The organism is Yersinia fenwicki (assembly GCF_043099325.1).
Taxonomy (GTDB): Bacteria; Pseudomonadota; Gammaproteobacteria; order Enterobacterales; family Enterobacteriaceae; genus Yersinia.
The window spans coordinates 840,525-866,600 of the sequence record NZ_CP170755.1; the positions used below are offsets into that span (position 1 = coordinate 840,525).

Consider the following 26,076-nt stretch of genomic DNA (forward strand, 5'->3'; position numbering starts at 1 on the left):
ATACAATTGTGCAAGCATGGGTGCCATGCCACGTAGGTAATGCTGGGTAGGATTGCGAAAACAGAACGTAGGAAGTTGCTTGCAGAAAGCCACACGCAGCGAAGTTAGCCCGCTGGCTCATCAAACCAACTTTCCAGAATAATTACCGCAGAGGCGGCGTCGACACTGCCTTTGTCCAGCGCGCGATAGCCGCCACTGCCGAACAAATTAGCGCGGGCCTCGACAGTACTGAGACGTTCATCCTGTAAGGCAATCTGTACACCAAAACGGCCATGCAGTCGATTGGCAAACCTGCGCGCGCGCGCCGTTAGCGGCTGTTCGGTACCATCCATATTCAGTGGTAGCCCAACGACGACTAAATCTGGTTGCCACTCTTTCAGCAATTTTTCAACTTTTTGCCAGTCCGGCGTGCCGTCCTGAGCTTTAAAAGAGGTTAGCGCTCGGGCGGTGCCAGTGACTTCCTGACCAATAGCGACACCGATACTTTTAGTACCAAAATCAAAGGCGACAATCGTGCGATTAGCCATCAGGCGTGTCCTGCTTGCGGGGCGATATTAAAGATATTGATACCCAGTTTATTGGCCGCAGCTTGCCAGCGCTCAGCAATCGGGGTGTTAAACAGGATATGCGTATCTGCTTCAATGGTCAGCCAGGCATTATCCAGCAGTTCTTGTTCTAACTGCCCCTGCTGCCAACCCGCATAGCCCAAGGCTACCAACAAGTTTTTCGGTTGCTCCGGTGTTCCTAACGTCTCCAGTACATCTTTAGAGGTCGTTATCATGGTCTCTGGTGAAATAGGAATACTGGAGCCAAAACCTTCCTGCGGCGAATGCAGGATAAACCCACGATCTTCTGCTAGCGGGCCACCAGCCAATACCGCCTTATCCAGTCGAATGGAGGGATCTCGTGGTGTTGGGCTGATTTTTAGTTTTTTCAGTACAGTTTCTACAGTGAACTGTTCCATCGGCTTGTTAATCACCAAACCCATGGCACCCTCTTTATTATGCTCACAGATATAGATAACTGAGCGCATAAAGTGTGGGTCCTGAAGTGAAGGCATAGCTATAAGAAAATGATGCTGTAAATTCATTATGTTATATAGAGGATTCGCTGAGTTAAGGGATGAACTCTTGTCAGTATGCGGATAAATGCGAATAAAGTCACGGCTCCCCTTCGTCCTTGAAGCCGCAGGGGTGTTAGTTGCGCTCATGACTCGGCCCAGATCCCTGGGCCTTACGTCTATGAGGCCGCTGTAAGCAGCGTTCAAGTCATTTTTAGGTTATTTATTTGCTAACCGAGCTTCAATGGCATCCATCAACATGCCGGTAATTGATACATCTGGGAAAGCGGCTTCAATTTCACGTATACAGGTCGGGCTAGTAACGTTAATTTCAGTCAGGCGATCGCCGATGATATCCAAACCGACAAAAACCAAGCCTTTTTGCTTCAGTACCGGTGCAACAGCGCGGGCAATTTTCCAATCGCTTTCACTCAGTGGACGGGCTTCGCCACGTCCACCGGCTACCAGGTTACCGCGAGTTTCACCTTGAGCCGGAATACGCGCCAGGCAGTAAGGCACGGGTTCACCATCCACCACTAACACGCGTTTATCGCCTTCTTTAATCGCTGGCAGGAAGTTTTGCGCCATACAGAATCGGCTGCCCAACTCGGTCAGTGTTTCAATAATAACCGACAAGTTAGGGTCATCCTGTTTCACGCGGAATATTGAGGTGCCGCCCATACCATCCAGAGGTTTTAGGATGATATCGCCATGTTCCTGATGGAACTTGCGGATGTGGTCTTTGCTACGGCTGACCAGTGTATCTGGCGTTAATTCAGGGAACCACGCAGTAAACAGCTTTTCGTTACAGTCGCGTAGGCTCTGTGGTTTATTCACCACCAGCGTGCCTTTATCTTCCGCACGTTCCAGAATATAGGTAGCGTAGATGAACTCAGTATCAAACGGCGGATCTTTACGCATCAGAATGACATCAAGATCATGCAGCGGGATGTCTTGCTCTGTACCAAAACTGAACCAGTCGTCTTTATCCTGTTTCACACTTAGCAGGCGGGTACGGGCACGTCCATCACCACCACGCAGATAAAGATCACCCATCTCCATATAATGCAGTTCCCAACCACGGCGCTGTGCTTCCAACAGCATAGCGAAGCTGGAGTCTTTCTTGATATTGATGGACGAGATTGGGTCCATTACGATGCCGAGCTTGATCATTCTTCTCTCCTAACGGGAACGAATTTTATCCCAGATCGCCAAACCGCACCTGCAAAGCAGTGATTGCGGTAAGAGCGGTAGTTTCAGTACGCAGCACTCGCGGCCCTAGCAGGATATCAGTAAATCCAAGGCGTGAGGTCATGGCAATTTCATCAGCAGAAAGGCCGCCTTCTGGGCCTATCAACAGACGCACTTTGTTGAGTGACGAGGGGAGGGTGTTAATGCTGTTGTTGGCTCGAGGATGCAGATTCAACTTAAGGCTGTCATCTTGCTCTGCACACCATTCAGATAGCTGCATTGCTTCGCGGATCTCCGGGATCTTATTGCGCCCGCATTGTTCGCAGGCCGCAATAGCAATCTTCTGCCACTGCTGAATTTTCTTTGCCAGACGTTCACCATCTAGCTTAACGCCGCAGCGCTCGGAAAATAGCGGAGTAATCACATTGACACCCAGTTCAATGGATTTCTGAACCGTAAACTCCATTTTTTCCCCACGGGAAATGACCTGGCCTAAATGTAGATTCAAGGGTGATTCACGATCTTCCAACTGCCCTTCGGCCAACCGGACAATCAGGTTTTTTTTATCCACACGGATAATTTCAGCTGCAAAAACCTGATTACTGCCATCAAATAATTGCAGACTTTGGCCTTCAGTCATTCGCAGCACGCGGCCGACATGATTGGCTGCTTCATCACTGAGCGCCAATTCGGTATTTGCCTGCAAAGGCTGCGGGTGATAAATGCGAGGTATGCGCATGAGTTGTTTGAGCCCTGAAACGAAAACTTTGACCAGTATACTAGATTAGCCTTTTTGCTGCTGGCAAGCGTGTTGTACATAAGGGTTATGATTCCCTTGTGCTTTTGCTACCCGTTCATCACGCAGACATTCCCAGTTTGTCACCGGATATTGACGATTCCACACCTCGAACAGTTTGCTTTGTTGGCTGGAAAGCCGAAGTTGATATTGGTCGCGCATATAAAAGTAGGTACGGGCAATTGCACCACGTGAGCGCGCAGGGGGTTCAGCCAGCTTATTTTTGAAGTCGACTTTCATCTCGCACTGACCATATTGACCGTTGCCGCCATTCCACTGGGAATACATGAAGTTATTGCGGTCACCATTCACCTCACCAATAGCAGGTTGCAGATTATGCAGGTCAGTTTCTATTTGGCGATAGACCGGATCTTTGGTGCAATTTTTACGCCCGCCTTGCTGCCAGCACTGGCGCTGGTGGCCAAATTGCCACGCTGGGACGACATGCTCCCATTCAATCCGTGCGGCGCGTTGAGCATTTTTACGAGGTTGATAGCCGCAACTTCTCAGATCCGGAACCCCTTTTTTACCTTGCCAGTCAATTTTGCAACCACAATAAAAGCTGCCGGGTGCATCCTGATTAATTTTCGCAGCAACGGCTTTGGCCTGAGAAAAGTTATTGATGCTTTGGCTGTAACTGGAGAGTGGAAATAGTGGCGAGGACAAAACCAGCAGGAATAGAAGTTTGCGTAACATATCTCAAAACAGCCCGATAATGAAAAACAGGCAGGTTATAGATAATAGCTATAAATGGCAAATTAACCTGCTGTTTTATAACAACTAACATTAATTTCTAACCGCTTTTTTCGCGATGAATTGCAGTTTTTCACCGCATTCGCGACAGCGGTATTCGCTCTCACCGCGCTGAACTTTATTGTGGCGGCGAATAGTTAAGGCGTGTTGCTGGCATTTGCACTGATAATTAAAAGTCTTACTGCGCACAGAGGTGACTTCAAACTGATGCGTACGGCTGGCTGGGACTTGCAGGACATGCTCCATCATCCAACGCCACTCTTTACCATGCGGAGGAACGCGGCCAAATTGGCGATAAACCAGCAAGTGGGCCAATTCGTGAGGCACAACTTCATCAATAAAAGGCTGTTGATTTTCCAGTAATAAGACTGGGTTGAGACGAATTTCGAAGGATTGTAGATAAGCGCTGCCCGCGCTGGTACCACGTTGATGATAATTGATTTTCGGCTCCGGATAATCGGTGCCAAGGTGCTGATTAGCCAGCTGTAATTTATGGCGCAAACAGCGCATGACTGCTTGCTGTAGCGCGATGGGGATTCTTAATGAACTCATATCGCGGAAGAATAAAACGGCAGATAGCCAGATGCAAGCCACTAGGTCGGACAATTTTCAATTGATCATTATGCAAATATATATAATATAAAAATATATAATGAAGCGGAAACATTAGAGAGGCATATGAATAACGATAAAATCATCAGTATGGATCTGATGAGATATGCGGCAGGGCAGGCTTGCGATGTGCTGAGAATATTAGCAAATGAAGATCGGTTGTTGTTGTTGTGCCAACTGAGTCAGGGAGAAAAGGCGGTCGGCGAACTGGAAGAGGCTCTGGGTATTCACCAACCGACGCTCTCGCAACAACTTGCTGTGCTACGTAGTGATGGGCTGGTGAACACGCGCCGAGAGGGGAAACGTATATTTTATTCGATCGCTGATAGTAAAGTATTGGCACTGCTTGAGGTGCTGTATCAGCTTTATTGCCCACAAGAGAAGGAGGGCGCATGACTATCGATTGGGCTAATTTCACTCCCCTCAGTGCACTGACGGGTGGCGCGCTATTAGGCATTGCCGTGACAATTTTATGGCTTTGTACTGGCCGTATTGCCGGTATTAGTGGCATTTTAGGTGGATTATTGCCGCCAAAAGCGGGGAATATTTCTTGGCGCGTTGCTTTCCTCCTTGGTTTGATTATGGCTCCTATCATTTATTCATTATTTACGACCCTGCCGGTGATCCAGATTGATGCTGGTTTGCCGGTTCTGATAGTGGCCGGATTATTGGTCGGGATCGGGACTCGTTACGGGGCTGGTTGCACCAGTGGGCATGGTGTCTGTGGCTTAGCGCGTTTCTCACCGCGTTCATTGCTGGCGACACTGAGCTTTATGCTTACCGGTTTTGCAACCGTGTGGCTGGTTCGAAATCTGTTCGCTTAGGCGTTAGGAAGGGAATATGAATTTATTTTTTTCATTGCTTGCCGGGCTGGTTTTTGGTCTGGGATTGATAGTCGCAGGTATGGCGAATCCCGCTAAGGTACTTGGTTTTTTGGATATTGGCGGCTTGTGGGACCCATCATTGGCGCTGGTGATGGCCGCCGCAGTGGGGGTCGCGATTCTCGGTTTTGGTTGGGCGAAAAAGCGCAAAACCAGTTTGCTTGGATATCCTCTCCAATTACCAACATCCACCCGTATTGATCGCCGTTTAATAGGTGGCAGTATGTTATTTGGTATTGGCTGGGGGCTGGCGGGGATATGTCCAGGGCCGGCGTTGGTATTACTGGGCGCGGGGATGTACAAAGGTATTATCTTTGCCGCCGCGATGGTGGCAGGAATGGTTATATTCAGCTTGATTGAGCGTTATCGGCAGTCATAAAAATCAAGCATAAAAAAACCCCGGCTGACGGGGTTTTTGTGATTGAGATCTTACCGACTGAAAGTTATTTCAGGCCAGCAGCATCACGCAACAAAGCCGCTTTGTCAGTTTTTTCCCAAGGGAATTCTTCACGGCCAAAGTGACCATATGCGGCGGTTTTGCGATAGATCGGATGCAACAGATCCAGCATTTGAATCAGGCCATAAGGGCGCAGTTCGAAGAACTCACGCACCAGTGCGACCAATCTATCTTCCGCTATCTTGCCGGTACCAAATGTTTCCACCATGATAGAAGTTGGCTCTGCAACACCGATAGCGTAAGAAACCTGAATTTCGCAACGATCAGCCAAACCAGCCGCAACGATATTTTTTGCCACATAGCGAGCAGCATAGGCAGCAGAACGATCAACTTTAGATGGATCTTTACCCGAAAACGCGCCGCCACCATGACGTGCCATGCCGCCGTAGGTATCAACGATAATTTTACGACCGGTCAGACCACAGTCACCCATTGGGCCACCGATAACAAAACGACCGGTTGGGTTAATATGATATTTGGTCTCTTTGATGAGCCACTCTGCTGGCAGAACCGGCTTGATGATTTCTTCCATCACCGCTTCTTGTAAATCTGTCAGGCTAATATCATCTGAATGCTGAGTTGACAGAACCACCGCATCAATGCCAACAATTTTACCGTCATCATATTGGAAGGTAATCTGGCTCTTTGCATCTGGGCGTAGCCACGGCAAAGTGCCATTTTTACGTACAGCAGCCTGGCGCTCGACCAAACGATGAGCATAAGTAATTGGCGCTGGCATTAAAACGCTGGTTTCGTTGGTAGCGTAACCGAACATTAAACCTTGGTCACCTGCGCCTTGCTCCAGTGGATCGGCACGGTCAACACCCTGGTTGATATCAGGAGACTGTTTACCAATTGCGCTCAAAACGGCACAAGAGTTAGCGTCAAAACCCATCTCAGAATTAACATAACCGATTTCGCGCACAGTACGGCGGGTGATCTCTTCGATATCTACCCACGCGTTAGTGGTAACTTCACCGCCAACTAATACCATACCCGTTTTGACATAGGTCTCGCAGGCAACACGTGCTTTTGGATCTTGTTCAAGAATTGCGTCAAGTACGGCATCGGAAATCTGATCGGCAACTTTGTCAGGGTGCCCTTCGGAAACCGATTCCGACGTAAATAGGTGTTTAGCCATTGTTTTCTTTACCTTGAATACAAGTGAAATGTCACTGCATAGCATTGAAGTCAAGCAACCAAAGCCGTTGTTTTAATGGGCTTTTTGTTGCATTGCGCTTTACAACGCACCTTTAGGCAAAGCCTTTAGCAGTCTATCCCTTTAGAAGTCCGTCATAATTATTGTAACGACACAGACATTCTAGCAATTAAAATGGATGGATGTATTAACATCTGGACGTCTATTTTAGGTCAGCTTTTGATATTAATGCCAGCCCTTTTTGCATCAAGATATTTCTTACTTTGGTTGTTACTTGATTTATTTACCGCTTGGTACAGTTATGCCCATCCTACTTCAAGCTGCATGTACGTTGGCTACACTCAATAACCCGAATCACTTACGACGGTAAGCTCATCGGGATTATCTTGCTTGCCGCCTTCCTGCAACTCGAATTATTTAGGGTATACAGGCCATTTTCATTTTGCATTTTGTTCGTGTAATAGGTATAAACTGCGCGCGCAGCTTATTTGATACGCAATGATGAAGATGGCAGAAGATGACATTAGCGCATTGTGGGATTTTTAGTGTTTAGCGCTTAGTGATGGGCACTCAATCTTGTGAGCGCATCATCACAATGACCACTAAAATGGCGGCGTCATCGTACTGTTACTTATGTCTATTATATTGAGTCTTGTTCGTTCATCACGAACGGCATGCGTGGAGGTGGTTGGATTAATGATCCGTTGTCTACTGGTTGCTGCACATCAACAGCTGCGTCGTTCTGACGTTCAATCCCCCCTTGCAACCTCCCTTTCTTGTACACCATCAAGGCGATGTTACACCCATATGGGTGCGACGCAGGATTCGCGGGCCGGTTAATTACCGCCTACAGCACTGAGTCTGGCTAGCTTAAGGACTTTGCGGCTAATCCGATTCACAAAATCTCAATACGTATTTACAGTCAAACGTATTTTACATTTAAACGTGTTTTACCCTGTTTTGGGTAATGAATAGCTGAGATAAACCGCTCGTGGATCGCGCTTTCCAGCGTAATATTCTGCCAATTTGGCATTCACGCGGGTTGTCCTTGTTGGTTGTAGCTGCGATAGTGGCTGACTTTATCGTCAGTATCGCAATAGAGGCGAATTATGTCTGATGATAACTTGATTGGCCGTCCGTCAGCTGCGGGCGCACATGTTTCTTTACGCTCCATGCAGGAGGTTGCCATGAATGATCGTAATGCCAGCAAGATGCTGAGCACGTATAACGTCGCCTACTGGGGTGGCAACTACTATGACGTCAATGAGCTCGGTCATATCAGTGTTTGTCCTGATCCGGATGTCCGTGAGGCACGTGTCGATCTAGCTGAATTGGTCAAAAAGATGCAGCTTGAGCAGGGGCAACGCCTGCCTGCGTTATTCTGTTTCCCGCAAATTTTACAACATCGCCTACGCTCAATTAATGATGCATTTAAACGTGCTCGTGAGTCGTTTGGTTATGAAGGCGATTACTTCCTGGTTTACCCAATTAAGGTCAATCAGCATCGCCGGGTTATTGAGTCACTGGTCAATTCTGGTGAGCCGTTAGGGCTGGAAGCGGGTTCTAAAGCCGAAATGATGGCAGTTCTGGCGCATGCTGGTATGACTCGCTCAGTCATCGTCTGTAATGGCTATAAAGACCGTGAATATATCCGCTTGGCATTGATCGGTGAAAAACTGGGCCATAAGGTTTATCTGGTCATCGAAAAGATGTCAGAAATCAAAATGGTACTGGAAGAAGCCGAGCGCCTGAACGTCGTCCCGCGCTTGGGTGTTCGCGCGCGTCTGGCTTCACAAGGCTCCGGCAAATGGCAGGCGAGCGGTGGTGAGAAATCCAAATTCGGTTTGTCCGCGACCCAAGTGTTGCAGTTGGTTGATATGCTACGTGAAGCCAATAGTCTGGAAAGCCTGCAACTGCTGCATTTCCATTTAGGCTCTCAACTGTCCAACATCCGTGATATCTCCACTGGCGTACGTGAATCTGCCCGTTTCTATGTGGAACTCCACAAACTGGGCGTCAATATTCAGTGTTTCGATGTCGGCGGTGGTTTAGGCGTGGATTACGAAGGGACCCGTTCCCAATCAGATTGCTCAGTTAACTATGGCTTGAATGAATATGCCAATAACGTTATTTGGGGGATTGGTGATGCTTGTAATGAACATGGTTTGCCGCACCCAACTGTAATTACTGAGTCGGGCCGTGCAGTTACCGCACATCATACCGTGCTGGTTTCCAATGTTATCGGCGTGGAACGTAATGAGTTCAATGAGCCACAACCGCCAGCAGCCGATGCGCCACGCGCCCTGGAAAGCTTGTGGGACACCTGGTTGGAAATGCAAGAACCAGAAAATCGTCGCTCTCTGCGCGAATGGCTTCACGATAGCCAGATGGACTTGCACGATGTTCATACCCAGTATGCTCACGGCATGTTGGAACTGACGCAACGGGCGTGGGCTGAAGAACTGTATTTGAGTATTTGCAACGAGATCCAAAAGCAGTTGGATCCGAGCAACCGAGCACACCGACCAATCATTGATGAGCTGCAAGAACGTATGGCTGACAAGCTATATGTGAATTTCTCGCTGTTCCAGTCAATGCCGGATGCGTGGGGTATCGATCAACTCTTCCCGGTGTTGCCATTGGAGGGCTTAGATAAGCCACCTGAGCGCCGTGCTGTCTTGTTGGATATCACCTGTGACTCCGACGGGACTATCGATCATTATATCGATGGCGATGGTGTGGCAACGACTATGCCGATGCCACCGTATGATGCAGAAAACCCACCACTGCTGGGCTTCTTTATGGTCGGAGCCTATCAGGAAATCCTGGGTAATATGCACAACTTGTTCGGCGATACCGCGGCAGTCGATGTGTTTGTCTTCCCTGATGGCACGGTTGAGTTTGAACAGACCGACGAAGGTGATACCGTCGCAGATATGCTGGAATACGTGCAATTGAATCCAGCGAAATTGCTGAAGCAATTCCGTGGTCAAGTGGAAAAAACCGATCTAGATGCCGAGTTACAAGCTCAGTTTATGGAAGAGTTTGAAGCCGGTCTGTATGGTTATACTTATCTTGAAGATGAATAGATATTAGCTGCTGATTAACATCACTTTAAGGGCAAACTCAGGTTTGCCCTTTTTGTTGCTACACCTACTGGCGATTGGCTCAATCTCAACCACACTGATATAAGTGATTTTATCTGTACTGTGCTGGTGGAGGCTATTCAATGGGGTGGTTAACTGTTTGTAAGGTCAATTACGTCAAGCCGGACTTTCCTTTCTCTGCTCAGGCTGAGGGTAAAAGGATAGGTATCTATCTGGTGGAGGGGGAATATTTCGCAATGGAAGACATTTGCCCCCACGCCAATGCATTGTTAAGTCAGGGTTTCATGGATGGTGAAACTATCGAGTGCCCATTGCACGGCGCACTGTTTGATATTCGAACCGGACAATGCTTACGTGAGCCGGGGGATCGCGATTTGAACACCTATCCTGTACGGATCAAGGGTGATCAGATCGAGATTAATCTGACTGGGGATAACGAGTAGCCGTTTTCATATACGAATTATAGGACGCACGCCCCTGTTGTGGGACGTGCGTATTTATATGGCGGTAACTCTTATTTTTCAGTGGCAATGCGTTGGCGGATATGGTCGGCTCGGGCCTGTGAGGATGGGTGATCGTCAAACATGCTGCTAGTACGGCCTGCCTCCATGGTCGCCAATTTTTCGAAGCTGGTGACTAAACCGTTTGGATCGATACCGCGTTTTTTCAGCAGATCGAATGAGTAATCATCCGCTTCGCTTTCTTGTTTTTGCGAGAATTGAGCATTCACCAGTTTCTCGCCAATGTCAGCCAACTGAGACTGCGACAGTTGCCCTGCAACCCCACCCGCGGATGCAGCTGCTGTGCGTAGTGCTGTTGTACCGTAGGCCACTTGCATGGCTTTGCGGGTATGGCCTAATGCTACATGACCCATTTCATGGCCGAGTACGCCTTCCACTTCATTGTCGGTCATCATGTCCATCAGGCCGCTGTAAACACGGATACAGCCATTTGCCATCGCCCAGGCGTTCACATCTTTAGTGACGTAAACCTTATAGTTTGCTGGGGTGCCATTGATATTATCACCCAATGCGGCTGAGATTTTAGCCAGACGTTTGCCGTAGGCACTATCAGCGGAGGCTATCTGGGCCTTTTGATCCATTTCCGCACATGATTTCTCACTGAGGTTTTTGACATCAGCATCACTCAGGGTTGCCGCCTGAAAGGCCTGAGCACCCGACTGCATCAAGCCGTCGGTATTCATATTTTGGCAGCCGCTAAGTAATGCGGTAAGGCTCAGTACAATCATTGATGTACGAATTTTCATAACACTTTCTTCCTGTGGTTATGTGGTATTTATTGCTACATTACAGCAATTGCATTAATAGCTATTGTGTCAGCGCGACTTCTACTACTCTTGCGCACTATGACTGACAATGGGTAGTGGAGATTAATGCTCTGTCAGCGTGAGTACTATAGCTTTATTCTGAAAATCAGCAGATTCCATTGGTTATAAATATGGAAGTTATAGCTCATTTGGTTTTAGTGATTGCCGTTTCAATGCTGAGTCTGAGAAAATGGTAACCTTGAACGATTTTTTTAATCCGACCTGGAGTAAAACATGTCCTCTCGTAAAGAGCTTGCCAACGCGATCCGCGCACTAAGCATGGACGCAGTGCAAAAAGCGAATTCTGGCCACCCCGGCGCCCCTATGGGCATGGCAGATATTGCCGAAGTTCTGTGGCGTGATTACCTGAACCATAATCCAACTAATCCGCACTGGGCTGACCGCGACCGTTTCGTCTTGTCGAATGGTCACGGCTCCATGTTGATCTATAGCTTGCTGCATCTCACTGGTTATGATCTGCCAATGGAAGAACTGAAAAACTTCCGTCAGTTACACTCTAAAACGCCAGGTCACCCTGAATATGGTTATACCGCTGGCGTAGAAACCACCACTGGCCCATTGGGTCAGGGCATTGCCAACGCGGTGGGTTTTGCGATTGCAGAACGCACACTGGGTGCACAGTTTAACCGCCCAGGCCATGACATCGTCAATCACCACACTTATGCCTTTATGGGTGATGGCTGCATGATGGAAGGCATCTCTCATGAAGTTTGCTCACTGGCTGGTACCATGAAGCTGGGTAAACTGACTGCATTCTATGATGACAACGGTATCTCTATCGACGGCCATGTTGAAGGCTGGTTCACCGATGACACCGCTGCTCGTTTCGAAGCTTACGGCTGGCATGTGGTTCGTGGTGTTGATGGTCATAACGCTGATTCCATCAAGGCGGCTATCGAAGAAGCACACAAAGTGACCGACAAACCATCACTGCTGATGTGCAAAACCATTATCGGTTTTGGTTCACCGAAGAAAGCCGGCACCCATGATTCACATGGTGCACCATTAGGTGCTGATGAAGTTGCCGCGACCCGTGAAGCATTGGGTTGGAAATACGCAGCATTCGAAATTCCACAGGATATCTATGCCGCGTGGGATGCTAAAGAAGCTGGTAAAGCAAAAGAAGCTGCCTGGAATGAGAAGTTCGCCGCTTACGCTAAAGCGTATCCGGAACTGGCTGCTGAATTCAAACGCCGCGTCAGCGGTGAGCTGCCAGCTAACTGGGCGACTGAATCCAAGAAATTTATCGAAGAGTTACAAGCCAATCCTGCCAAAATTGCTAGTCGTAAAGCATCGCAAAATGCGCTGGAAGCTTTCGGTAAAGTGTTGCCTGAGTTCCTCGGTGGCTCTGCTGACCTGGCTCCAAGTAACCTGACTATCTGGTCTGGCTCTAAATCTCTGAGCGATGACCAAGCGGGTAACTACATTCACTACGGTGTGCGTGAGTTTGGTATGTCCGCCATTATGAATGGTATTGCTCTACACGGTGGTTTCATCCCTTACGGCGCAACCTTCCTGATGTTTGTGGAATATGCCCGTAACGCAGTACGCATGGCCGCGCTGATGAAAATCCGCAGCATCTTTGTTTACACCCATGACTCTATCGGTCTGGGCGAAGATGGCCCAACCCATCAGCCAGTTGAGCAGATGGCAAGCTTGCGTGTGACACCCAATATGAGCACTTGGCGTCCATGTGACCAGGTTGAGTCTGCGGTAGCATGGCAATATGCACTGGAGCGTAAAGACGGCCCAAGCGCACTTATCTTCTCTCGTCAGAATCTGGCACAACAGCCACGTACTGCTGAGCAGTTAGCCAATATATCTAAAGGCGCATATGTGCTGAAAGATTGTGCGGGCCAGCCTGAACTGATCTTTATTGCCACTGGTTCTGAAGTTGAATTGGCGGTTGCTGCTGCTGATCAACTGACTGCTGCTGGTCGTAAAGTGCGGGTTGTGTCTATGCCATCGACAGATGCATTCGACAAACAAGATGCGGCTTACCGTGAATCTGTATTGCCATCTGCGGTTAGCGCGCGCGTTGCAGTTGAAGCGGGCATTGCTGATTACTGGTACAAATACGTCGGTCTGAATGGCGCAGTGGTGGGGATGCACAGCTTTGGTGAGTCTGCTCCAGCTGAATTGTTGTTCAAAGAGTTTGGTTTCACCGTAGAAAACGTAGTGGCCAAAGCTCAGGCGTTGTTGAAATAGTTTTTGCTCAAACAGCATGACGTTACCAATGCGATGAATCACTGTAAATGGTGATGAGAATCTCAGTAATGCACCTGTTAAAAGACCGCTTCGGCGGTCTTTTTTTTCACCAGTTGATGGATGAATTGTGCCCTTTATCAGGCAGATATTCCTTTTATGATTAGTTTGGTTTATTCTGGCTGAAGCGTTTCAGTCATGATTCATTTTCCATTTCAGACGATTTCGCTGAGGAAAAAGCCGGGAGTATTCTGGCTGAATTGTGATAAGACGATTAACATCTAAGGGTGCGCTGAAGTACGCTATGGGGTTGCATGATAATAACCAGAAATAGGAAGTAACATGACAATCCGCATAGCGATAAATGGCTTTGGCCGTATTGGTCGTAGCGTTTTACGCGCATTGTATGAGTCAGGTCGTCGGGCCGAGATTTCAGTCGTTGCAATTAATGAGTTAGCTAATGCAGAAGGGATGGCCCATCTGCTGAAGTATGACTCTAGCCATGGCCGGTTTGCCTGGGATGTTCGTCAGGAATGTGACAAATTATACGTCGGGGACGATATTATCCGGCTGATACATCAGCCAGAAATAGGGCAGTTACCCTGGGGTGAGTTAGGAATTGATGTAGTTCTGGATTGTAGCGGTGTTTATGGTAGCCGTGCAGATGGCGAGGCGCATTTAACCTCCGGTGCCAAAAAGGTACTGTTTGCTCATCCCGGTGGACATGATTTGGACGCTACAGTGGTTTATGGTGTTAACCATCAGGACTTACAGGCGGACCACCGAATTGTTTCCAACGCCTCCTGTACTACGAACTGTATTATTCCTATTATTCAGTTGTTGGATGTAGCCTTTGGCATCGAATCCGGCACTGTCACCACCATTCATTCATCAATGAATGACCAGCCTGTTATTGATGCTTATCATCAGGATTTACGCCGTACCCGAGCAGCAAGCCAGTCCATTATCCCCGTTGATACCAAACTGGCGGCAGGGATTACCCGTATTTTTCCGAAGTTTTGTGACAGGTTTGAAGCTATCTCGGTACGAGTGCCAACGATCAATGTAACGGCTATCGATTTAAGCGTCAGCGTTACAAGCCCGGTTGGTGTGAGCGAGGTTAACCAGCTTTTGCAAAAGGCAGCAAGAGGTTCATTTCGTGGTATAGTTGACTATACGGAATTACCATTGGTGTCGACCGATTTTAACCATGATCCGCACAGTGCGATTGTCGATTGCACCCAGACGCGGGTTAGTGGGCAGCACCTGATTAAGACGTTGGTATGGTGCGATAACGAATGGGGTTTCGCCAATAGAATGTTGGATACGACATTGGCGATGGCCAGAAGTGGTTTCTAGTATGGCATGCTAACGTATTGTTTTTTCCGTGTTTTACTGCGGTTTTATCAACGTTGATGTGCAGCTTATGCAACTTTAAAGAGAATCAACAAGAGGATTCACCATGTCTGTAATTAAGATGACCGATCTGGATCTGGCTGGCAAACGCGTGCTGATCCGTGCGGACCTCAATGTTCCGGTAAAAGATGGCAAAGTGACTTCTGATGCGCGTATCCGTGCATCTCTGCCGACAATTGAAGCGGCATTGAAGCAAGGCGCTAAAGTAATGGTTACCTCTCACTTGGGTCGTCCGACCGAAGGCGAGTACAACGAAGAGTTCTCCTTGCTGCCAGTGGTTAATTACCTGAAAGACAAATTGTCTGCTCCGGTACGTTTGGCGAAAGACTATCTGGACGGCGTTGAAATTGCAGCTGGCGAGTTGGTTGTTCTGGAAAACGTTCGCTTTAACAAAGGCGAAAAGAAAGACGACGAAACGCTGTCCAAGAAATATGCAGCACTGTGTGATGTCTATGTGATGGATGCTTTTGGTACTGCTCACCGCGCACAGGCTTCTACTCACGGCGTAGGTAAATTTGCCCCTATCGCGTGTGCTGGCCCGCTGTTATCAGCAGAACTTGAAGCCTTGGGCAAAGCACTGGGTAACCCAGCGCGTCCAATGGTTGCCATCGTAGGTGGTTCTAAAGTTTCAACCAAGCTGACTGTATTGGGTGCTCTGTCTAAAATTGCAGACCAACTGATTGTTGGTGGCGGTATCGCCAATACCTTCGTTGCCGCTCAAGGCAACAACGTCGGTAAATCTCTGTATGAAGCAGACCTGATTCCAGAAGCAAAACGTCTGCTGGAAACTTGTGATATCCCAGTACCTACAGATGTGCGTGTTGCGACCGAGTTCTCTGAAACTGCCACTGCAACGCTGAAACCAGCTAACCAAATCAAAGATGACGAACAAATTCTGGACTTGGGCGACGAATCTGCAGAGCGTCTGGCTGAGATCTTGAAAAATGCCAAAACTATTCTGTGGAATGGCCCAGTTGGTGTGTTCGAGTTCCCTAACTTCCGTAAAGGGACCGAGATAGTGGCTCGCGCCATCGCAGAGAGCGAAGCATTCTCAATCGCGGGCGGTGGTGACACTCTGGCAGCTATCGATCTGTTCGGTATTGCTGACAAAATCTCCTACATCTCCACCGGCGGTGGTGCTTTCCTTGAGTTCGTAGAAGGGAAAAAACTACCAGCAGTTGTGATGCTGGAAGAGCGCGCTAAGCAGTAATTTAGATAACGGGGGGCGAGAGCCGCCCGTTTCGTTTTTAGCCAATGTTTCGCTTTTAGCTAATGAAGCTCGTGGGCTTTAGGCTGGCGAAAACCGATTTACATTTAGGGCCTATCCTTTCGGATAGCTGCTATCTTCAGTCGACGAAACAGGACAACGTACATGTCTAAAATTTTTGATTTCGTAAAACCAGGTGTCATCACAGGTGATGACGTTCAGAAAGTGTTCGCAGTAGCAAAAGAAAACAAATTTGCTCTGCCAGCGGTTAACTGTGTAGGCACCGACTCTATCAACGCAGTGCTGGAAACAGCAGCCAAAGTGGGTGCGCCAGTTATCGTTCAGTTCTCTAACGGTGGTGCAGCATTTATCGCAGGTAAAGGCGTTAAGACTGACGTACCACAAGGTGCGGCAATCTTGGGCGCTATCTCTGGTGCGCACCATGTGCATCAGATGGCTGAACACTACGGTGTTCCAGTCATTCTGCATACCGACCATTGCGCCAAGAAATTGCTACCGTGGTTAGACGGCTTGTTGGATGCGGGCGAAAAACACTTCGCTGCAACCGGCAAACCACTGTTCTCTTCTCACATGATCGACCTGTCTGAAGAGTCCCTGGAAGAAAACATCGAAATTTGTAGCAAGTACCTGACTCGTATGTCAAAACTGGGTATGACGCTGGAAATCGAACTGGGTTGCACCGGCGGTGAAGAAGATGGCGTGGACAACAGCCACATGGACGCTTCTTCTCTGTACACTCAGCCACAAGATGTTGATTACGCGTACGAAAAACTGAACGCAATCAGCCCGCGTTTCACTATTGCGGCCTCTTTCGGTAACGTGCACGGTGTTTACAAACCAGGTAACGTGAAACTGACCCCAACTATTCTGCGTGATTCTCAGGATTATGTTTCTAAGAAACACAATCTGCCACACAACAGCCTGAACTTCGTGTTCCACGGTGGTTCAGGTTCAACTGCTGCTGAAATCAAAGAAGCAGTTAGCTACGGCGTAGTGAAAATGAATATCGACACCGATACCCAATGGGCAACATGGGAAGGTATTCTGAACTACTACAAAAAGAACGAAGGCTATCTGCAAGGCCAACTGGGTAACCCAGAAGGTGCTGATAAGCCGAACAAGAAATACTACGATCCACGCGTATGGCTGCGTGCTGCTCAGACTTCAATGATTGCCCGTCTGGAACTGGCATTCAAAGAACTGAACGCAATCGACGTACTGTAATTCAGTCTCACTTTGACTGATTGAAAAGGCCCTGCGGGGCCTTTTTTCGTTTATTGCGCTGGCTGCATAGAGATAATGACGAAGTGATAGTGGGTATCTATTTTCGTTCGTTTGCCTGCGATCAAAATTGGCAACACGACCTATTGTTGGTTACCCTAAACAGGCATGGCTGTCATATTGGTTAACAATGGCGGTAATTTTTGCTTAATCTCCCCAGCGGGGGCTTTTTTGTAGGGTGGTTTAAATGGAAGAATTAAACGTAGTTGATGGAATCAATGAAGCGAGTACCTGGTTGGTGAATAATCAGGAGTTACTGATTCAGTATGCGGTTAATCTAATCGCAGCCTTATTGATTCTGATTGTGGGTTCGATCATTGCCAAAGTGGTTTCTGGCATGCTTGGCCGAGTGATGAAATTGCGCGGAATTGATATCACTGTTGCGGATTTTTTGGCAGCAATGGTGCGTTACAGCATTCTGGCTTTCACAATCGTGGCGGTTCTAGGGCGTCTTGGGGTGCAAACCGCATCAGTGATTGCGGTCATCGGTGCGGCGGGTTTAGCCGTTGGTTTGGCGCTACAAGGCTCTCTGTCCAACTTTGCCGCAGGTGTGTTGCTGGTGGCCTTCCGTCCCTTTAAAGCGGGTGAGTACGTCGATCTGGGTGGTGTAGCAGGTACCGTGGTGCAGGTACAGATTTTCTCAACCACGCTACGGACGGTTGATGACAAAATCATTGTTGTACCGAACGGTAAAATTATCGCCAACAATATAATCAATACCAGCCGTGAACCGAACCGTCGTACAGATATGGTTATCGGTGTTTCCTACGATGCTGATATTGATGTGGTGAAGAAAGTGCTGGGTGACATTATTGCAGCCGATTCACGCATTATGCATGACAAAGGGGTTACCGTGCGTCTGAATGAGATGGCTGCCTCGTCATTAAACTTTACCGTGCGAGTCTGGACCACTAATGGCGATGCCACGGAAGTGTATTGGGATCTGATGGAAAACTTCAAACGTGCATTGGATGCTCACAAAATCGGCATTCCATATCCACAGATGGACGTGCATTTGCATCAGGTTAATAAAGCAGAATCTGCTCCGACAGCATAGCTGCTGATAGCCAGTGAGTGAAGGGGTTACCGTACCTAGGGGCGCTCCGGCGACGCTGTCGCTACGACCCCAACGGTACGATTCCCCTTCAGTTGACTTGGCCAGCGGTCAATACGGGCTATTTTTAGCCCGTTTTTTCTCTTTTTCATTTATTTTTCTCCCGTGCGAGCTTCAGTTTATTAATTATTAGTTTTACTTATAGTAGATAAGAAATATCAATTTCCTCTGATGGTTTTATCCCCGTACTATGCTGCTAATTCCTCTCCAATTATCTCAACCAGTCTTGAGTATTATTTAAAGGTAACAGTATGTTAGCCGTATTTTTGCAAGGTTTTGCCCTGAGTGCAGCCATGATCCTCCCCCTTGGGCCGCAAAATGCTTTTGTGATGAATCAGGGAATTAAGCGGCAACATCATTTGATGAGTGCATCACTGTGCGCCCTTAGTGACATCATCTTGATTTGCGCCGGTATTTTTGGCGGTAGCGCCTTACTGAACCGCTCTCCCTTGCTGCTGGCTCTGGTCACCTGGGGCGGCGTGGCGTTTTTGTTATGGTATGGCTGGGGGGCGCTGATGGCCGCATGGCGTGGAGATAGCTCATCTGCTGCAGTTGCCGCTGGTGCTCAAGGGCGCTGGCGCATTATCGTGACATTATTGGCAGTGACTTGGCTTAACCCGCATGTCTATCTGGATACCTTTGTGGTGCTGGGGAGCTTGGGAGGCCAGTTATTGCCGGATGTTCGGCCTTGGTTTGCTTTTGGTGCCGTAAGCGCCTCAGTTGCCTGGTTTTTTGCTCTGGCATTACTGGCTGCGTGGCTATCGCCGTGGCTTAATCGGCCTACCTCACAGCGGATAATCAATTTGTTGGTGGGCGGAGTGATGTGGTTTATCGCTTTTCAGTTAGCACGACAAGGATTGAACCTGTAAGTTTTATCATTAATCCGAATCCCTAATTCAGTAAGATATGCTACGGTTGTCTTATACCCGTCATACTTCAAGCTGCATGTGTGTTGGCTGCCTTCGTTCACCCCAGTTACTGACTTGTGTAAGCTCTTGGGGATTCGCTCAGTTGCCGCCTTCATGCAACTCGAATTATTTAGTTTATAGTTTTATTATGATTATCTTAGGAGGCTTCCGTGAAGTTGAAGACATTGGCTTTGGCCGCAATGATGGGATTAGGGACGTTACCTTTGGCGCTACAAGTTCAGGCCGCCGAAGTGCCAGAAGGGCCGCATGTTGTTACCTCCGGCACCGCCAGTGTTGATGCAACACCGGATATCGCTACTATTGACATTGAAGTGAGTGTTTCAGCCAAAGATGCCGCAGATGCCAAAAAACAGGCAGATATCCGCGTCGCACAATATTTTGATTTTCTGCGTAAGAGTGGTATTGAGAAAAAAGATATCAATGCTGCTAATATTCGCACCCAGCCTGAATACGATTACCAAAAAACCGGTGAAGCCGTATTGAAGGGTTATCGTGCGGTACGGCAGGTTCAGGTGACACTGCGCCAACTGGATAAGTTAAATGAGTTACTGGATGGCGCGTTAAAATCAGGCCTGAATGAGATTCGTGCCGTGGAACTGGGTGTTGCCAACCCGGACACTTACCGTGAACAGGCGCGTAAAAAAGCCATTGAAAATGCCATTAGTCAGGCGGGTGCATTGGCTGATGGATTTAAGGTGAAATTAGGGCCGGTATACAGCATTCGCTACCATGTTGCTAACTACCAGCCAATGCCGGTAGCGCGTATGTTCAAAAGTGCTGAAGCAGCACCAGCCACTGATGCTGCCCAAACTTACGAACAGCAGACTATTCATTTCGATGATCAGGTTGATGTGGTATTTGAGCTGAAAACTAACTCTAACACGCCAGCCTCTGCTGCCAAATAAGCTAGTCTTGCCGTAATACCTGACGCCCGTAAGATAACAGGGCGTCAGTTACCTTTCTCATCGTCCGACTTTCTGGCGCGAATCGATGCCAGAACAGCATCCGCCGTTGCAATAATCCCGGCGTCAGATTAATCAACTCACCGGATGCTAACTCTTTTTCAATTTGCAGATGCGGGATCATACAGCAGGTGGTGCCTTGTCTTGCCAACTGTACAAACGCTTCTGATGAGTTAACGATGTGGCAGGGCACGCTGCCCGGCGACAAATCGAAATTCTGCTGTAAAAACGCCTGATGCATATCATCCAGATGGTCAAAGGCGACCGCAGGTGCTTTCAGCAATGCCGAGCGGGTCACCCCATTGGGGAAATAACGTTCTGCAAAGGGTTTTGAGGCAACAAACAGGTAATCCAGTGCGCCGAGCTGATCGACCAGGCAACTTGGCAGCGGTTGCGGCTGGATACTGACCGCACCCACCACTTCGCCACGGCGTAACCGTTCTTGAGTTCGGGTTTCATCTTCGACTTGTAAATTCAGCCGGATAGGCGAGTCTGCCAATACCGGTTTTAATGCTGGCAGGAGCCAGGTTGCCAGGCTGTCGGCGTTGACTGCCAATGATAGTAGCAGCGGTGTATCACCACCGTTATCATTGCCGAGCCACTCTTCTTCCAGCAATTCGACTTGATGCAGCAAGGCGAGTAATTTCTGCCCTTGCTCCGTTGGCCGGGGGGGCACAGTGCGCACCAACAGTGGTTGACCGAACAGATTCTCCAACTGCTTAATGCGTTGAGATACCGCCGATTGGGTGATGCAAAGTTTTTGTGCAGCGCGTTCAAAGCCGCGTTCACGGATCACCGCGTCCAGCGCTTGTAGCGTACGGTAGTCTGGGCGTTTCATCGGAGTCATCTCTCCAAATATTAAGTTAATACCGCACTATGCCACATTTTGATCATTTATCTACGTTGGAATGCCATAGGGCTCGCCACAAATAAACCAACATGACTGTGATCCAGCTAAAATTAACCATCACATGAGTTGGCTTTATTGCGACGTTTTATCACTTATATGCTCTATAATGACGTCAGGTTTTCTTTCACATCAAGGCGTGAACTTACCATGACTCAGGATGAACTTAAAAAAGCAGTGGGCTGGGCAGCATTACAGTATGTCAAACCTGGCACTATCGTTGGGGTCGGTACTGGCTCAACTGCGGCACATTTTATCGATGCTCTCGCTTCCATCAAAGGCCAGATCGAGGGAGCTGTCTCTAGCTCTGATGCCTCTACCGCTAAACTGAAAAGTTATGGCATTCAGGTGTTTGATTGCAACGAAGTCGACGAGTTGGACATTTATGTCGATGGAGCTGATGAAATTAACGGCCAAATGCAGATGATTAAAGGCGGCGGCGCGGCTCTGACCCGCGAGAAAATCATTGCGGCCATTGCACGTAAATTTATCTGTATTGCCGATGCTTCCAAGCAGGTTGATGTGCTGGGTAAATTTCCGCTGCCGGTCGAGGTTATCCCGATGGCGCGTTCTTATGTCGCTCGCGAACTGGTGAAATTAGGCGGATTACCTGAATATCGCCAGAATGTTTTGACTGATAACGGCAATGTTATTTTGGATGTCCATAATCTGACTATTTTGGATGCCATTGCGCTTGAAAATAAAATTAATAATATTGCCGGTGTTGTCACTGTGGGGTTATTTGCCAATCGAGGTGCTGATGTTGCACTAATTGGCACTGCTGATGGTGTTAAAACCGTAGAACTCAAGTGATCAGCTAATCTGTATTCAGGATGAGGTTTGGTTGCTTCATCCTGATAATTTTTGCTTTTAAATATCTTTTCTTAAAATGGTTAAATTTAGTGATATATATCACATTTTCTCATTTCATTTTCTTAACCTGCCATTAACTCACTTTCTGCTGGTTTTTTATTCCGTAAATTAACATTTTCACTGTTTGTTATGCTGATAGCCAGGCAATCGTTTGTATTGCTGCCGGCGAAATATTTGTTATGTTGACTGGGTGCTGACCGGATTCATTCGATATCGGCAGCCACATCTGAAGTCTGAAAATAGGGTCGGGGACATGGCAAAAGTATCACTGGAGAAAGACAGAATTAAGTTTCTGTTAGTGGAAGGGGTGCACCAGAGCACGGTTGATAATCTGCGTGCAGCCGGTTATAGCAATATTGAATATCATAAAGGTGCCTTAGACACCGAATCACTGAAAGAATCTATTCGTGATGCCCACTTCATCGGCATTCGATCGCGCACGCATCTGTCCGAAGAAGTCTTTGCAGCCGCAGAAAAGTTGGTTGCAGTAGGTTGTTTCTGTATCGGTACCAATCAGGTTGATTTAAAAGCGGCGACTAAACGTGGTGTGCCGGTATTCAATGCACCTTTCTCCAATACCCGTTCGGTAGCCGAAATGGTACTGGGCGAGTTATTGCTGATGTTTCGCGGTATACCATCCGCCAATGCCAAAGCGCACCGTGGCGAGTGGAACAAACTAGCAGTCGGTTCCTATGAAGCCCGCGGTAAAAAACTGGGCATTATCGGCTATGGCCATATCGGGACTCAGTTAGGTATTTTGGCTGAAAGTGTCGGCATGAAAGTATTCTTCTATGACATTGAAAATAAACTGTCGCTGGGGAATGCACAGCAGGTACGTCATCTGTCTGACTTGCTGAATATGAGTGATGTGATTAGCTTGCATGTGCCAGAGAACCACTCCACCAAAAATATGATTGGCTCTGAGCAGTTGGCTCTGATGAAACCGGGCGCGATGTTGATCAATGCCTCACGCGGAACGGTGGTTGATATCCCAGCACTTTGTGATGCGCTGGCAAGCAATCATTTGGCGGGGGCGGCAATCGATGTTTTCCCTGAAGAACCAGCGTCCAATAAAGACCCGTTCAATTCACCATTATGCGAGTTTGATAATGTGCTATTGACCCCGCATATTGGTGGTTCAACCCAAGAAGCGCAGGAAAATATCGGTGATGAAGTCGCTGGTAAACTGGCGAAGTATTCCGACAACGGCTCTACGCTGTCTGCGGTTAACTTCCCGGAAGTTTCTCTGCCAGCTCACGGTGATAACACTCGCCGCCTGCTGCATATCCATGAGAACCGCCCAGGCATCCTGACTAGCATCAACAAAATCTTTGCTGAGCAGAACGTCAACATTGCCGCACAGTATTTGCAAACCAGCGCTGATATTGGTTATGTCGTTATCGACGTTGAGACTGATGATGCGGAAAACGCAGAAAAAGCCTTACAGGCAATGAAAGCGATTCCGGGGACTATCCGCTCGCGCCTATTGTACTAATATTTATTGTATTGGTAGCGTGGATAGTAACTGACAACCCGGTATCTGCTGATGCTGGGTTTTTTGTTATTTTTTATACCGTTGCGTAGGCCTTCTCACCACCGCCACACCTTTGTCGGTGTCACAATCTCTGGTAACGGCACATCCCAATGTTCACTCGGTAAGTGCTCTACCTGCTGACAATCATGAGCTAAACCAATAGGATAGGGGCCACTCTGCTGCCAGTTTTGCAACGTACGGTCATAGAATCCGCCCCCCATACCTAAACGTTGTCCATCTTCATCAAACGCCACCAGCGGCGTTATCACTACATCCAGTCGTTTCAATGGCAAGACATCGCGCACATCTAATTGAGGCTCCAGAATGTTCAGGCGATTACGAATGAGCTGGCTATCAGGACGATAGTGGAGAAACAACAAATGGCCGGAGCAGAAAGGATGAAGTACCGGCAGATAAATCTGTTTTTTCTGCTGCCACAGTAATTCGATAACAGGGGCCGTATCTAACTCACCATCGAAAGAGAGAAATAGTGCAATAGTAGTAGCTTGCTGAATTTTATCGTGGGAAGCGATTTGTTTCGCGGCCAGATTGGCAGATTGTTGTTGTTGCTCAGGAGTCAAAAGACGCCGACGCTCACGGATTTCACTGCGAATTTTTTGCCGCTGAAGGGCATACTGCGGATTTAGAGGCATGTTATTGACTTAAAGAAGAAAACTGCCTGTATCAAAACGAACGTGATAACCGTAAATACGTATTACACGATAAGAAAGGGATCTCCGAGATGCCGCCGCAGGCTGTAACCCTTGAACCCATGGTTCAAGGTGAACGCAGCGTCGCAACCTTAAGGCTTCTCGGCGGACCGAGCATGCGCACCAGTTACGGAGGCACTACATTCTGTTGGTATTAAATATCGGCTCAGGGGACTGACCCGCTGACGAACACCTCAGAGAAATTCTTTACTCACTGCTGAATCTATCATTCAACAGAGATTTATTCAAACTGTGCATCCTGACGTTCAGAGATGCGACCCTGTTCAAGCAATGCCTGTTCAATGGTCTGTTGTAACATCCGAATACGTTGCTCCATATTGGATGCATAGTCACGGGTTTTCAACCTTTCCTGAGCTAATTCGTGACATACGTTCAATGCCGCGATGAAAACTAACTGCTCAGTATTGGTGACTCTAGTGCGAACTTTCAGATCTTGCAACCGTTGGTTAAGATCTTCTGCGGCCATGTTCAACGCGTCTTGTTGTTCTGGCGGACAATTAACTCTTAACGAGCGACCAAAAATTTGAATATCTACTGGTTGTGCAGACATGCCACCTTCCTGACTAATTTCGCGCCAGCCCTGAAAACCAGAGGCAAAATGCTCGTAGCTGCAAAGCGGGCGTCACTATATATATCTCAATACCAAGATACAACCCCTTTATGCCCATCATGCTTCAAGCTGCATATGCGTTGGCGGCTCTCGCTCGCCCGAATCATTGACTGTCGTCAACTCAGCGGGATTCACTCAATCGCAGCCTTCATGCAACTCGAATTATTTAGGGCATATATCCATTATTTTTCAAGTGACAAGAGGCTTTGCTGCTTCCTGCATATTGAAATCTATAGGATATAGTGCATTGCGTTTTCTGGTATAGCGACCTTTCTTGGTGGTAGCATAACACGAACTTATCCTGCCAACGATGACCAATACGCATGTCTATAGAGAATACATTACCAACTTACCAATCACTGGCTCTGGCATTGAACCAGCAAGCAGTGGCATTAACCCCTGCTGAAATGCATGGCCTGATCAGCGGCATGCTTTGCGGAGGCAGTAAAGACGATGGCTGGCGCGCACTGGTGCATGACCTGACCAATGAGGGTGTTGCCTTCTCGCAAGCCCTGGGTTTGCCGTTACAACAGTTACATGAAGCAACACAAGAAGCGCTGGAAAACGAAGGTTTTATGTTTCAGTTGCTGATTCCTGAAGGGGAAGAAGTGACTGTTTTTGACCGTGCTGATGCATTATCCGGCTGGGTAAACCATTTCCTGTTAGGGCTTGGAATGCTGCAACCGAAGTTGGCGCAAGTGAAAGACGAAGTGGGTGAGGCTATTGATGATTTACGGAATATCGCTCAGTTAGGGTATGACGAAGATGAAGATCAGGAAGAATTAGCTCAATCACTGGAAGAAGTCATTGAGTATGTCCGTGTCGCGGCTATCTTGTGTCATATCGAATTTACCCAAGAAAAACCGACTGCACCGGAAATACGCAAGCCGACATTACACTAGACGGGTCAGTGTTATGCGTT

The 26,076-nt window shown here is 48.0% G+C and carries 26 protein-coding genes and 1 other RNA gene; 15 read left to right on the forward strand and 12 right to left on the reverse strand.

What is annotated here, in order from left to right:
- Window positions 1-104: 104 nt before the first annotated feature.
- The 6 genes from ruvX to ACF3VQ_RS03855 all read right to left on the reverse strand — a co-directional run bounded on the left by ruvX (window position 105) and on the right by ACF3VQ_RS03855 (window position 4,352).
- Complete coding sequence (gene ruvX, locus ACF3VQ_RS03830) at window positions 105-527, reverse strand: Holliday junction resolvase RuvX (protein WP_392433469.1); 423 nt, start codon at window positions 525-527, stop codon at window positions 105-107.
- Window positions 527-1,090, reverse strand: a complete 564-nt coding sequence (locus ACF3VQ_RS03835; RefSeq protein ID WP_392435438.1) for a YqgE/AlgH family protein — start codon at window positions 1,088-1,090, stop codon at window positions 527-529. Before ACF3VQ_RS03835 ends, ruvX begins: the two co-directional genes overlap by 1 nt.
- Before the next feature lie 189 nt (window positions 1,091-1,279).
- Window positions 1,280-2,233 (reverse strand): glutathione synthase, encoded by a 954-nt coding sequence (gene gshB, locus ACF3VQ_RS03840; RefSeq protein ID WP_392433470.1) that lies wholly within the window; start codon window positions 2,231-2,233, stop codon window positions 1,280-1,282.
- A gap of 25 nt (window positions 2,234-2,258) precedes the next feature.
- The gene (rsmE, locus tag ACF3VQ_RS03845) at window positions 2,259-2,990 is read right to left on the reverse strand and encodes a 16S rRNA (uracil(1498)-N(3))-methyltransferase (protein ID WP_392433471.1); all 732 of its coding nucleotides are present in this window, start codon (window positions 2,988-2,990) and stop codon (window positions 2,259-2,261) included.
- Window positions 2,991-3,035: 45 nt separating this feature from the next.
- A complete protein-coding gene (gene endA / locus ACF3VQ_RS03850) occupies window positions 3,036-3,743 on the reverse strand; it encodes a deoxyribonuclease I (RefSeq protein WP_392433472.1) in 708 nt (235 codons plus the stop codon).
- Between the two features lie 90 nt (window positions 3,744-3,833).
- Entirely contained in the window at window positions 3,834-4,352 is a 519-nt protein-coding gene (locus ACF3VQ_RS03855; RefSeq protein ID WP_219658085.1) for a SprT family zinc-dependent metalloprotease, read from the reverse strand.
- Window positions 4,353-4,478: 126 nt separating this feature from the next.
- On the opposite strand from ACF3VQ_RS03855, the gene ACF3VQ_RS03860 reads away from it, so the two are divergent.
- The 3 genes from ACF3VQ_RS03860 to ACF3VQ_RS03870 are packed head-to-tail and all read left to right on the forward strand — an operon-like array spanning window position 4,479 to window position 5,672.
- The gene (locus tag ACF3VQ_RS03860) at window positions 4,479-4,808 is read left to right on the forward strand and encodes a metalloregulator ArsR/SmtB family transcription factor (protein WP_392433473.1); all 330 of its coding nucleotides are present in this window, start codon (window positions 4,479-4,481) and stop codon (window positions 4,806-4,808) included.
- Window positions 4,805-5,236, forward strand: a complete 432-nt coding sequence (locus tag ACF3VQ_RS03865) for a YeeE/YedE family protein (RefSeq protein ID WP_392433474.1) — start codon at window positions 4,805-4,807, stop codon at window positions 5,234-5,236. Before ACF3VQ_RS03860 ends, ACF3VQ_RS03865 begins: the two co-directional genes overlap by 4 nt.
- 16 nt (window positions 5,237-5,252) lie before the next feature.
- Entirely contained in the window at window positions 5,253-5,672 is a 420-nt protein-coding gene (locus ACF3VQ_RS03870; RefSeq protein ID WP_392433475.1) for a DUF6691 family protein, read from the forward strand.
- A gap of 64 nt (window positions 5,673-5,736) precedes the next feature.
- On the opposite strand, the gene metK is transcribed toward ACF3VQ_RS03870, so the two are convergent.
- Complete coding sequence (metK, locus tag ACF3VQ_RS03875) at window positions 5,737-6,891, reverse strand: methionine adenosyltransferase (RefSeq protein ID WP_392433476.1); 1,155 nt, start codon at window positions 6,889-6,891, stop codon at window positions 5,737-5,739.
- A 1,127-nt stretch (window positions 6,892-8,018) separates the two neighbouring features.
- Here metK and speA point away from each other — a divergent pair.
- Together speA and ACF3VQ_RS03885 are read left to right on the forward strand one after the other, a co-directional pair.
- Window positions 8,019-9,998, forward strand: coding sequence for a biosynthetic arginine decarboxylase (gene speA, locus ACF3VQ_RS03880; RefSeq protein WP_392433477.1), 1,980 nt, complete (start codon window positions 8,019-8,021; stop codon window positions 9,996-9,998).
- Between the two features lie 140 nt (window positions 9,999-10,138).
- Window positions 10,139-10,459: a non-heme iron oxygenase ferredoxin subunit gene (locus tag ACF3VQ_RS03885; protein ID WP_392433478.1), complete on the forward strand. Its 321-nt coding sequence runs from the start codon at window positions 10,139-10,141 to the stop codon at window positions 10,457-10,459.
- A 71-nt stretch (window positions 10,460-10,530) separates the two neighbouring features.
- Here ACF3VQ_RS03885 and ACF3VQ_RS03890 read toward each other — a convergent pair whose 3' ends face one another.
- Window positions 10,531-11,283, reverse strand: a complete 753-nt coding sequence (locus ACF3VQ_RS03890; protein ID WP_392433479.1) for a M48 family metallopeptidase — start codon at window positions 11,281-11,283, stop codon at window positions 10,531-10,533.
- A 294-nt stretch (window positions 11,284-11,577) separates the two neighbouring features.
- Between ACF3VQ_RS03890 and tkt the strand changes: the two genes are divergently transcribed.
- The 7 genes from tkt (at window position 11,578) to ACF3VQ_RS03925 (ending at window position 20,442) form a co-directional block, all read left to right on the forward strand.
- Window positions 11,578-13,572 (forward strand): transketolase, encoded by a 1,995-nt coding sequence (tkt, locus tag ACF3VQ_RS03895; RefSeq protein ID WP_005157073.1) that lies wholly within the window; start codon window positions 11,578-11,580, stop codon window positions 13,570-13,572.
- Between the two features lie 339 nt (window positions 13,573-13,911).
- Window positions 13,912-14,928 carry an erythrose-4-phosphate dehydrogenase gene (gene epd / locus ACF3VQ_RS03900; protein WP_392433480.1) on the forward strand — a complete coding sequence of 339 codons (1,017 nt, stop codon included), beginning with the start codon at window positions 13,912-13,914 and terminating at the stop codon, window positions 14,926-14,928.
- 103 nt (window positions 14,929-15,031) lie between these two features.
- Window positions 15,032-16,195 (forward strand): phosphoglycerate kinase, encoded by a 1,164-nt coding sequence (pgk, locus tag ACF3VQ_RS03905; protein WP_392433481.1) that lies wholly within the window; start codon window positions 15,032-15,034, stop codon window positions 16,193-16,195.
- A gap of 162 nt (window positions 16,196-16,357) precedes the next feature.
- On the forward strand, window positions 16,358-17,437 hold the full coding sequence (fbaA, locus tag ACF3VQ_RS03910) for a class II fructose-bisphosphate aldolase (protein WP_005173534.1): 1,080 nt from the start codon (window positions 16,358-16,360) through the stop codon (window positions 17,435-17,437).
- A gap of 244 nt (window positions 17,438-17,681) precedes the next feature.
- Window positions 17,682-18,551 carry a small-conductance mechanosensitive channel MscS gene (gene mscS, locus ACF3VQ_RS03915; RefSeq protein ID WP_392433482.1) on the forward strand — a complete coding sequence of 290 codons (870 nt, stop codon included), beginning with the start codon at window positions 17,682-17,684 and terminating at the stop codon, window positions 18,549-18,551.
- A gap of 308 nt (window positions 18,552-18,859) precedes the next feature.
- Window positions 18,860-19,477, forward strand: coding sequence for an arginine exporter ArgO (gene argO, locus ACF3VQ_RS03920; protein WP_392433483.1), 618 nt, complete (start codon window positions 18,860-18,862; stop codon window positions 19,475-19,477).
- Between the two features lie 209 nt (window positions 19,478-19,686).
- Entirely contained in the window at window positions 19,687-20,442 is a 756-nt protein-coding gene (locus ACF3VQ_RS03925) for an oxidative stress defense protein (RefSeq protein WP_392433484.1), read from the forward strand.
- 1 nt (window position 20,443) lies between these two features.
- On the opposite strand, the gene ACF3VQ_RS03930 is transcribed toward ACF3VQ_RS03925, so the two are convergent.
- On the reverse strand, window positions 20,444-21,337 hold the full coding sequence (locus ACF3VQ_RS03930) for a LysR family transcriptional regulator ArgP (protein ID WP_005163344.1): 894 nt from the start codon (window positions 21,335-21,337) through the stop codon (window positions 20,444-20,446).
- Window positions 21,338-21,556: 219 nt separating this feature from the next.
- On the opposite strand from ACF3VQ_RS03930, the gene rpiA reads away from it, so the two are divergent.
- Entirely contained in the window at window positions 21,557-22,219 is a 663-nt protein-coding gene (gene rpiA, locus ACF3VQ_RS03935; RefSeq protein ID WP_392433485.1) for a ribose-5-phosphate isomerase RpiA, read from the forward strand.
- Between the two features lie 313 nt (window positions 22,220-22,532).
- Window positions 22,533-23,774 (forward strand): phosphoglycerate dehydrogenase, encoded by a 1,242-nt coding sequence (serA, locus tag ACF3VQ_RS03940; RefSeq protein WP_392433486.1) that lies wholly within the window; start codon window positions 22,533-22,535, stop codon window positions 23,772-23,774.
- Between the two features lie 95 nt (window positions 23,775-23,869).
- On the opposite strand, the gene ACF3VQ_RS03945 is transcribed toward serA, so the two are convergent.
- The 3 genes from ACF3VQ_RS03945 to zapA all read right to left on the reverse strand — a co-directional run bounded on the left by ACF3VQ_RS03945 (window position 23,870) and on the right by zapA (window position 25,094).
- Entirely contained in the window at window positions 23,870-24,466 is a 597-nt protein-coding gene (locus ACF3VQ_RS03945; RefSeq protein WP_392433487.1) for a 5-formyltetrahydrofolate cyclo-ligase, read from the reverse strand.
- Window positions 24,467-24,543: 77 nt separating this feature from the next.
- A non-coding RNA gene (gene ssrS / locus ACF3VQ_RS03950) (6S RNA) lies at window positions 24,544-24,727 on the reverse strand.
- 37 nt (window positions 24,728-24,764) lie between these two features.
- The gene (zapA, locus tag ACF3VQ_RS03955; protein ID WP_004706812.1) at window positions 24,765-25,094 is read right to left on the reverse strand and encodes a cell division protein ZapA; all 330 of its coding nucleotides are present in this window, start codon (window positions 25,092-25,094) and stop codon (window positions 24,765-24,767) included.
- 383 nt (window positions 25,095-25,477) lie between these two features.
- Between zapA and ACF3VQ_RS03960 the strand changes: the two genes are divergently transcribed.
- Window positions 25,478-26,056, forward strand: coding sequence for a YecA family protein (locus ACF3VQ_RS03960; RefSeq protein WP_005164114.1), 579 nt, complete (start codon window positions 25,478-25,480; stop codon window positions 26,054-26,056).
- The last annotated feature ends 20 nt before the right edge of the window (window positions 26,057-26,076 follow it).

What these genes read in the sequence shown, in the direction of transcription:
- gshB (WP_392433470.1), bottom strand. Translation starts at nt 2,233, where the DNA reads ATGATCAAGCTCGGCATCGTAATGGACCCAATCTCGTCCATCAATATC.
- ACF3VQ_RS03945 (WP_392433487.1), bottom strand. Translation starts at nt 24,466, where the DNA reads ATGCCTCTAAATCCGCAGTATGCCCTTCAGCGGCAAAAAATTCGCAGT.
- rpiA (WP_392433485.1), top strand. Translation starts at nt 21,557, where the DNA reads ATGACTCAGGATGAACTTAAAAAAGCAGTGGGCTGGGCAGCATTACAG.
- serA (WP_392433486.1), top strand. Translation starts at nt 22,533, where the DNA reads ATGGCAAAAGTATCACTGGAGAAAGACAGAATTAAGTTTCTGTTAGTG.
- ACF3VQ_RS03865 (WP_392433474.1), top strand. Translation starts at nt 4,805, where the DNA reads ATGACTATCGATTGGGCTAATTTCACTCCCCTCAGTGCACTGACGGGT.
- ACF3VQ_RS03855 (WP_219658085.1), bottom strand. Translation starts at nt 4,352, where the DNA reads ATGAGTTCATTAAGAATCCCCATCGCGCTACAGCAAGCAGTCATGCGC.
- ACF3VQ_RS03835 (WP_392435438.1), bottom strand. Translation starts at nt 1,090, where the DNA reads ATGAATTTACAGCATCATTTTCTTATAGCTATGCCTTCACTTCAGGAC.
- ACF3VQ_RS03870 (WP_392433475.1), top strand. Translation starts at nt 5,253, where the DNA reads ATGAATTTATTTTTTTCATTGCTTGCCGGGCTGGTTTTTGGTCTGGGA.
- ACF3VQ_RS03890 (WP_392433479.1), bottom strand. Translation starts at nt 11,283, where the DNA reads ATGAAAATTCGTACATCAATGATTGTACTGAGCCTTACCGCATTACTT.
- ACF3VQ_RS03960 (WP_005164114.1), top strand. Translation starts at nt 25,478, where the DNA reads ATGTCTATAGAGAATACATTACCAACTTACCAATCACTGGCTCTGGCA.
- pgk (WP_392433481.1), top strand. Translation starts at nt 15,032, where the DNA reads ATGTCTGTAATTAAGATGACCGATCTGGATCTGGCTGGCAAACGCGTG.
- fbaA (WP_005173534.1), top strand. Translation starts at nt 16,358, where the DNA reads ATGTCTAAAATTTTTGATTTCGTAAAACCAGGTGTCATCACAGGTGAT.
- ruvX (WP_392433469.1), bottom strand. Translation starts at nt 527, where the DNA reads ATGGCTAATCGCACGATTGTCGCCTTTGATTTTGGTACTAAAAGTATC.
- ACF3VQ_RS03860 (WP_392433473.1), top strand. Translation starts at nt 4,479, where the DNA reads ATGAATAACGATAAAATCATCAGTATGGATCTGATGAGATATGCGGCA.
- ACF3VQ_RS03885 (WP_392433478.1), top strand. Translation starts at nt 10,139, where the DNA reads ATGGGGTGGTTAACTGTTTGTAAGGTCAATTACGTCAAGCCGGACTTT.
- ACF3VQ_RS03930 (WP_005163344.1), bottom strand. Translation starts at nt 21,337, where the DNA reads ATGAAACGCCCAGACTACCGTACGCTACAAGCGCTGGACGCGGTGATC.
- endA (WP_392433472.1), bottom strand. Translation starts at nt 3,743, where the DNA reads ATGTTACGCAAACTTCTATTCCTGCTGGTTTTGTCCTCGCCACTATTT.
- metK (WP_392433476.1), bottom strand. Translation starts at nt 6,891, where the DNA reads ATGGCTAAACACCTATTTACGTCGGAATCGGTTTCCGAAGGGCACCCT.
- rsmE (WP_392433471.1), bottom strand. Translation starts at nt 2,990, where the DNA reads ATGCGCATACCTCGCATTTATCACCCGCAGCCTTTGCAGGCAAATACC.
- mscS (WP_392433482.1), top strand. Translation starts at nt 17,682, where the DNA reads ATGGAAGAATTAAACGTAGTTGATGGAATCAATGAAGCGAGTACCTGG.
- speA (WP_392433477.1), top strand. Translation starts at nt 8,019, where the DNA reads ATGTCTGATGATAACTTGATTGGCCGTCCGTCAGCTGCGGGCGCACAT.
- epd (WP_392433480.1), top strand. Translation starts at nt 13,912, where the DNA reads ATGACAATCCGCATAGCGATAAATGGCTTTGGCCGTATTGGTCGTAGC.
- argO (WP_392433483.1), top strand. Translation starts at nt 18,860, where the DNA reads ATGTTAGCCGTATTTTTGCAAGGTTTTGCCCTGAGTGCAGCCATGATC.
- tkt (WP_005157073.1), top strand. Translation starts at nt 11,578, where the DNA reads ATGTCCTCTCGTAAAGAGCTTGCCAACGCGATCCGCGCACTAAGCATG.
- zapA (WP_004706812.1), bottom strand. Translation starts at nt 25,094, where the DNA reads ATGTCTGCACAACCAGTAGATATTCAAATTTTTGGTCGCTCGTTAAGA.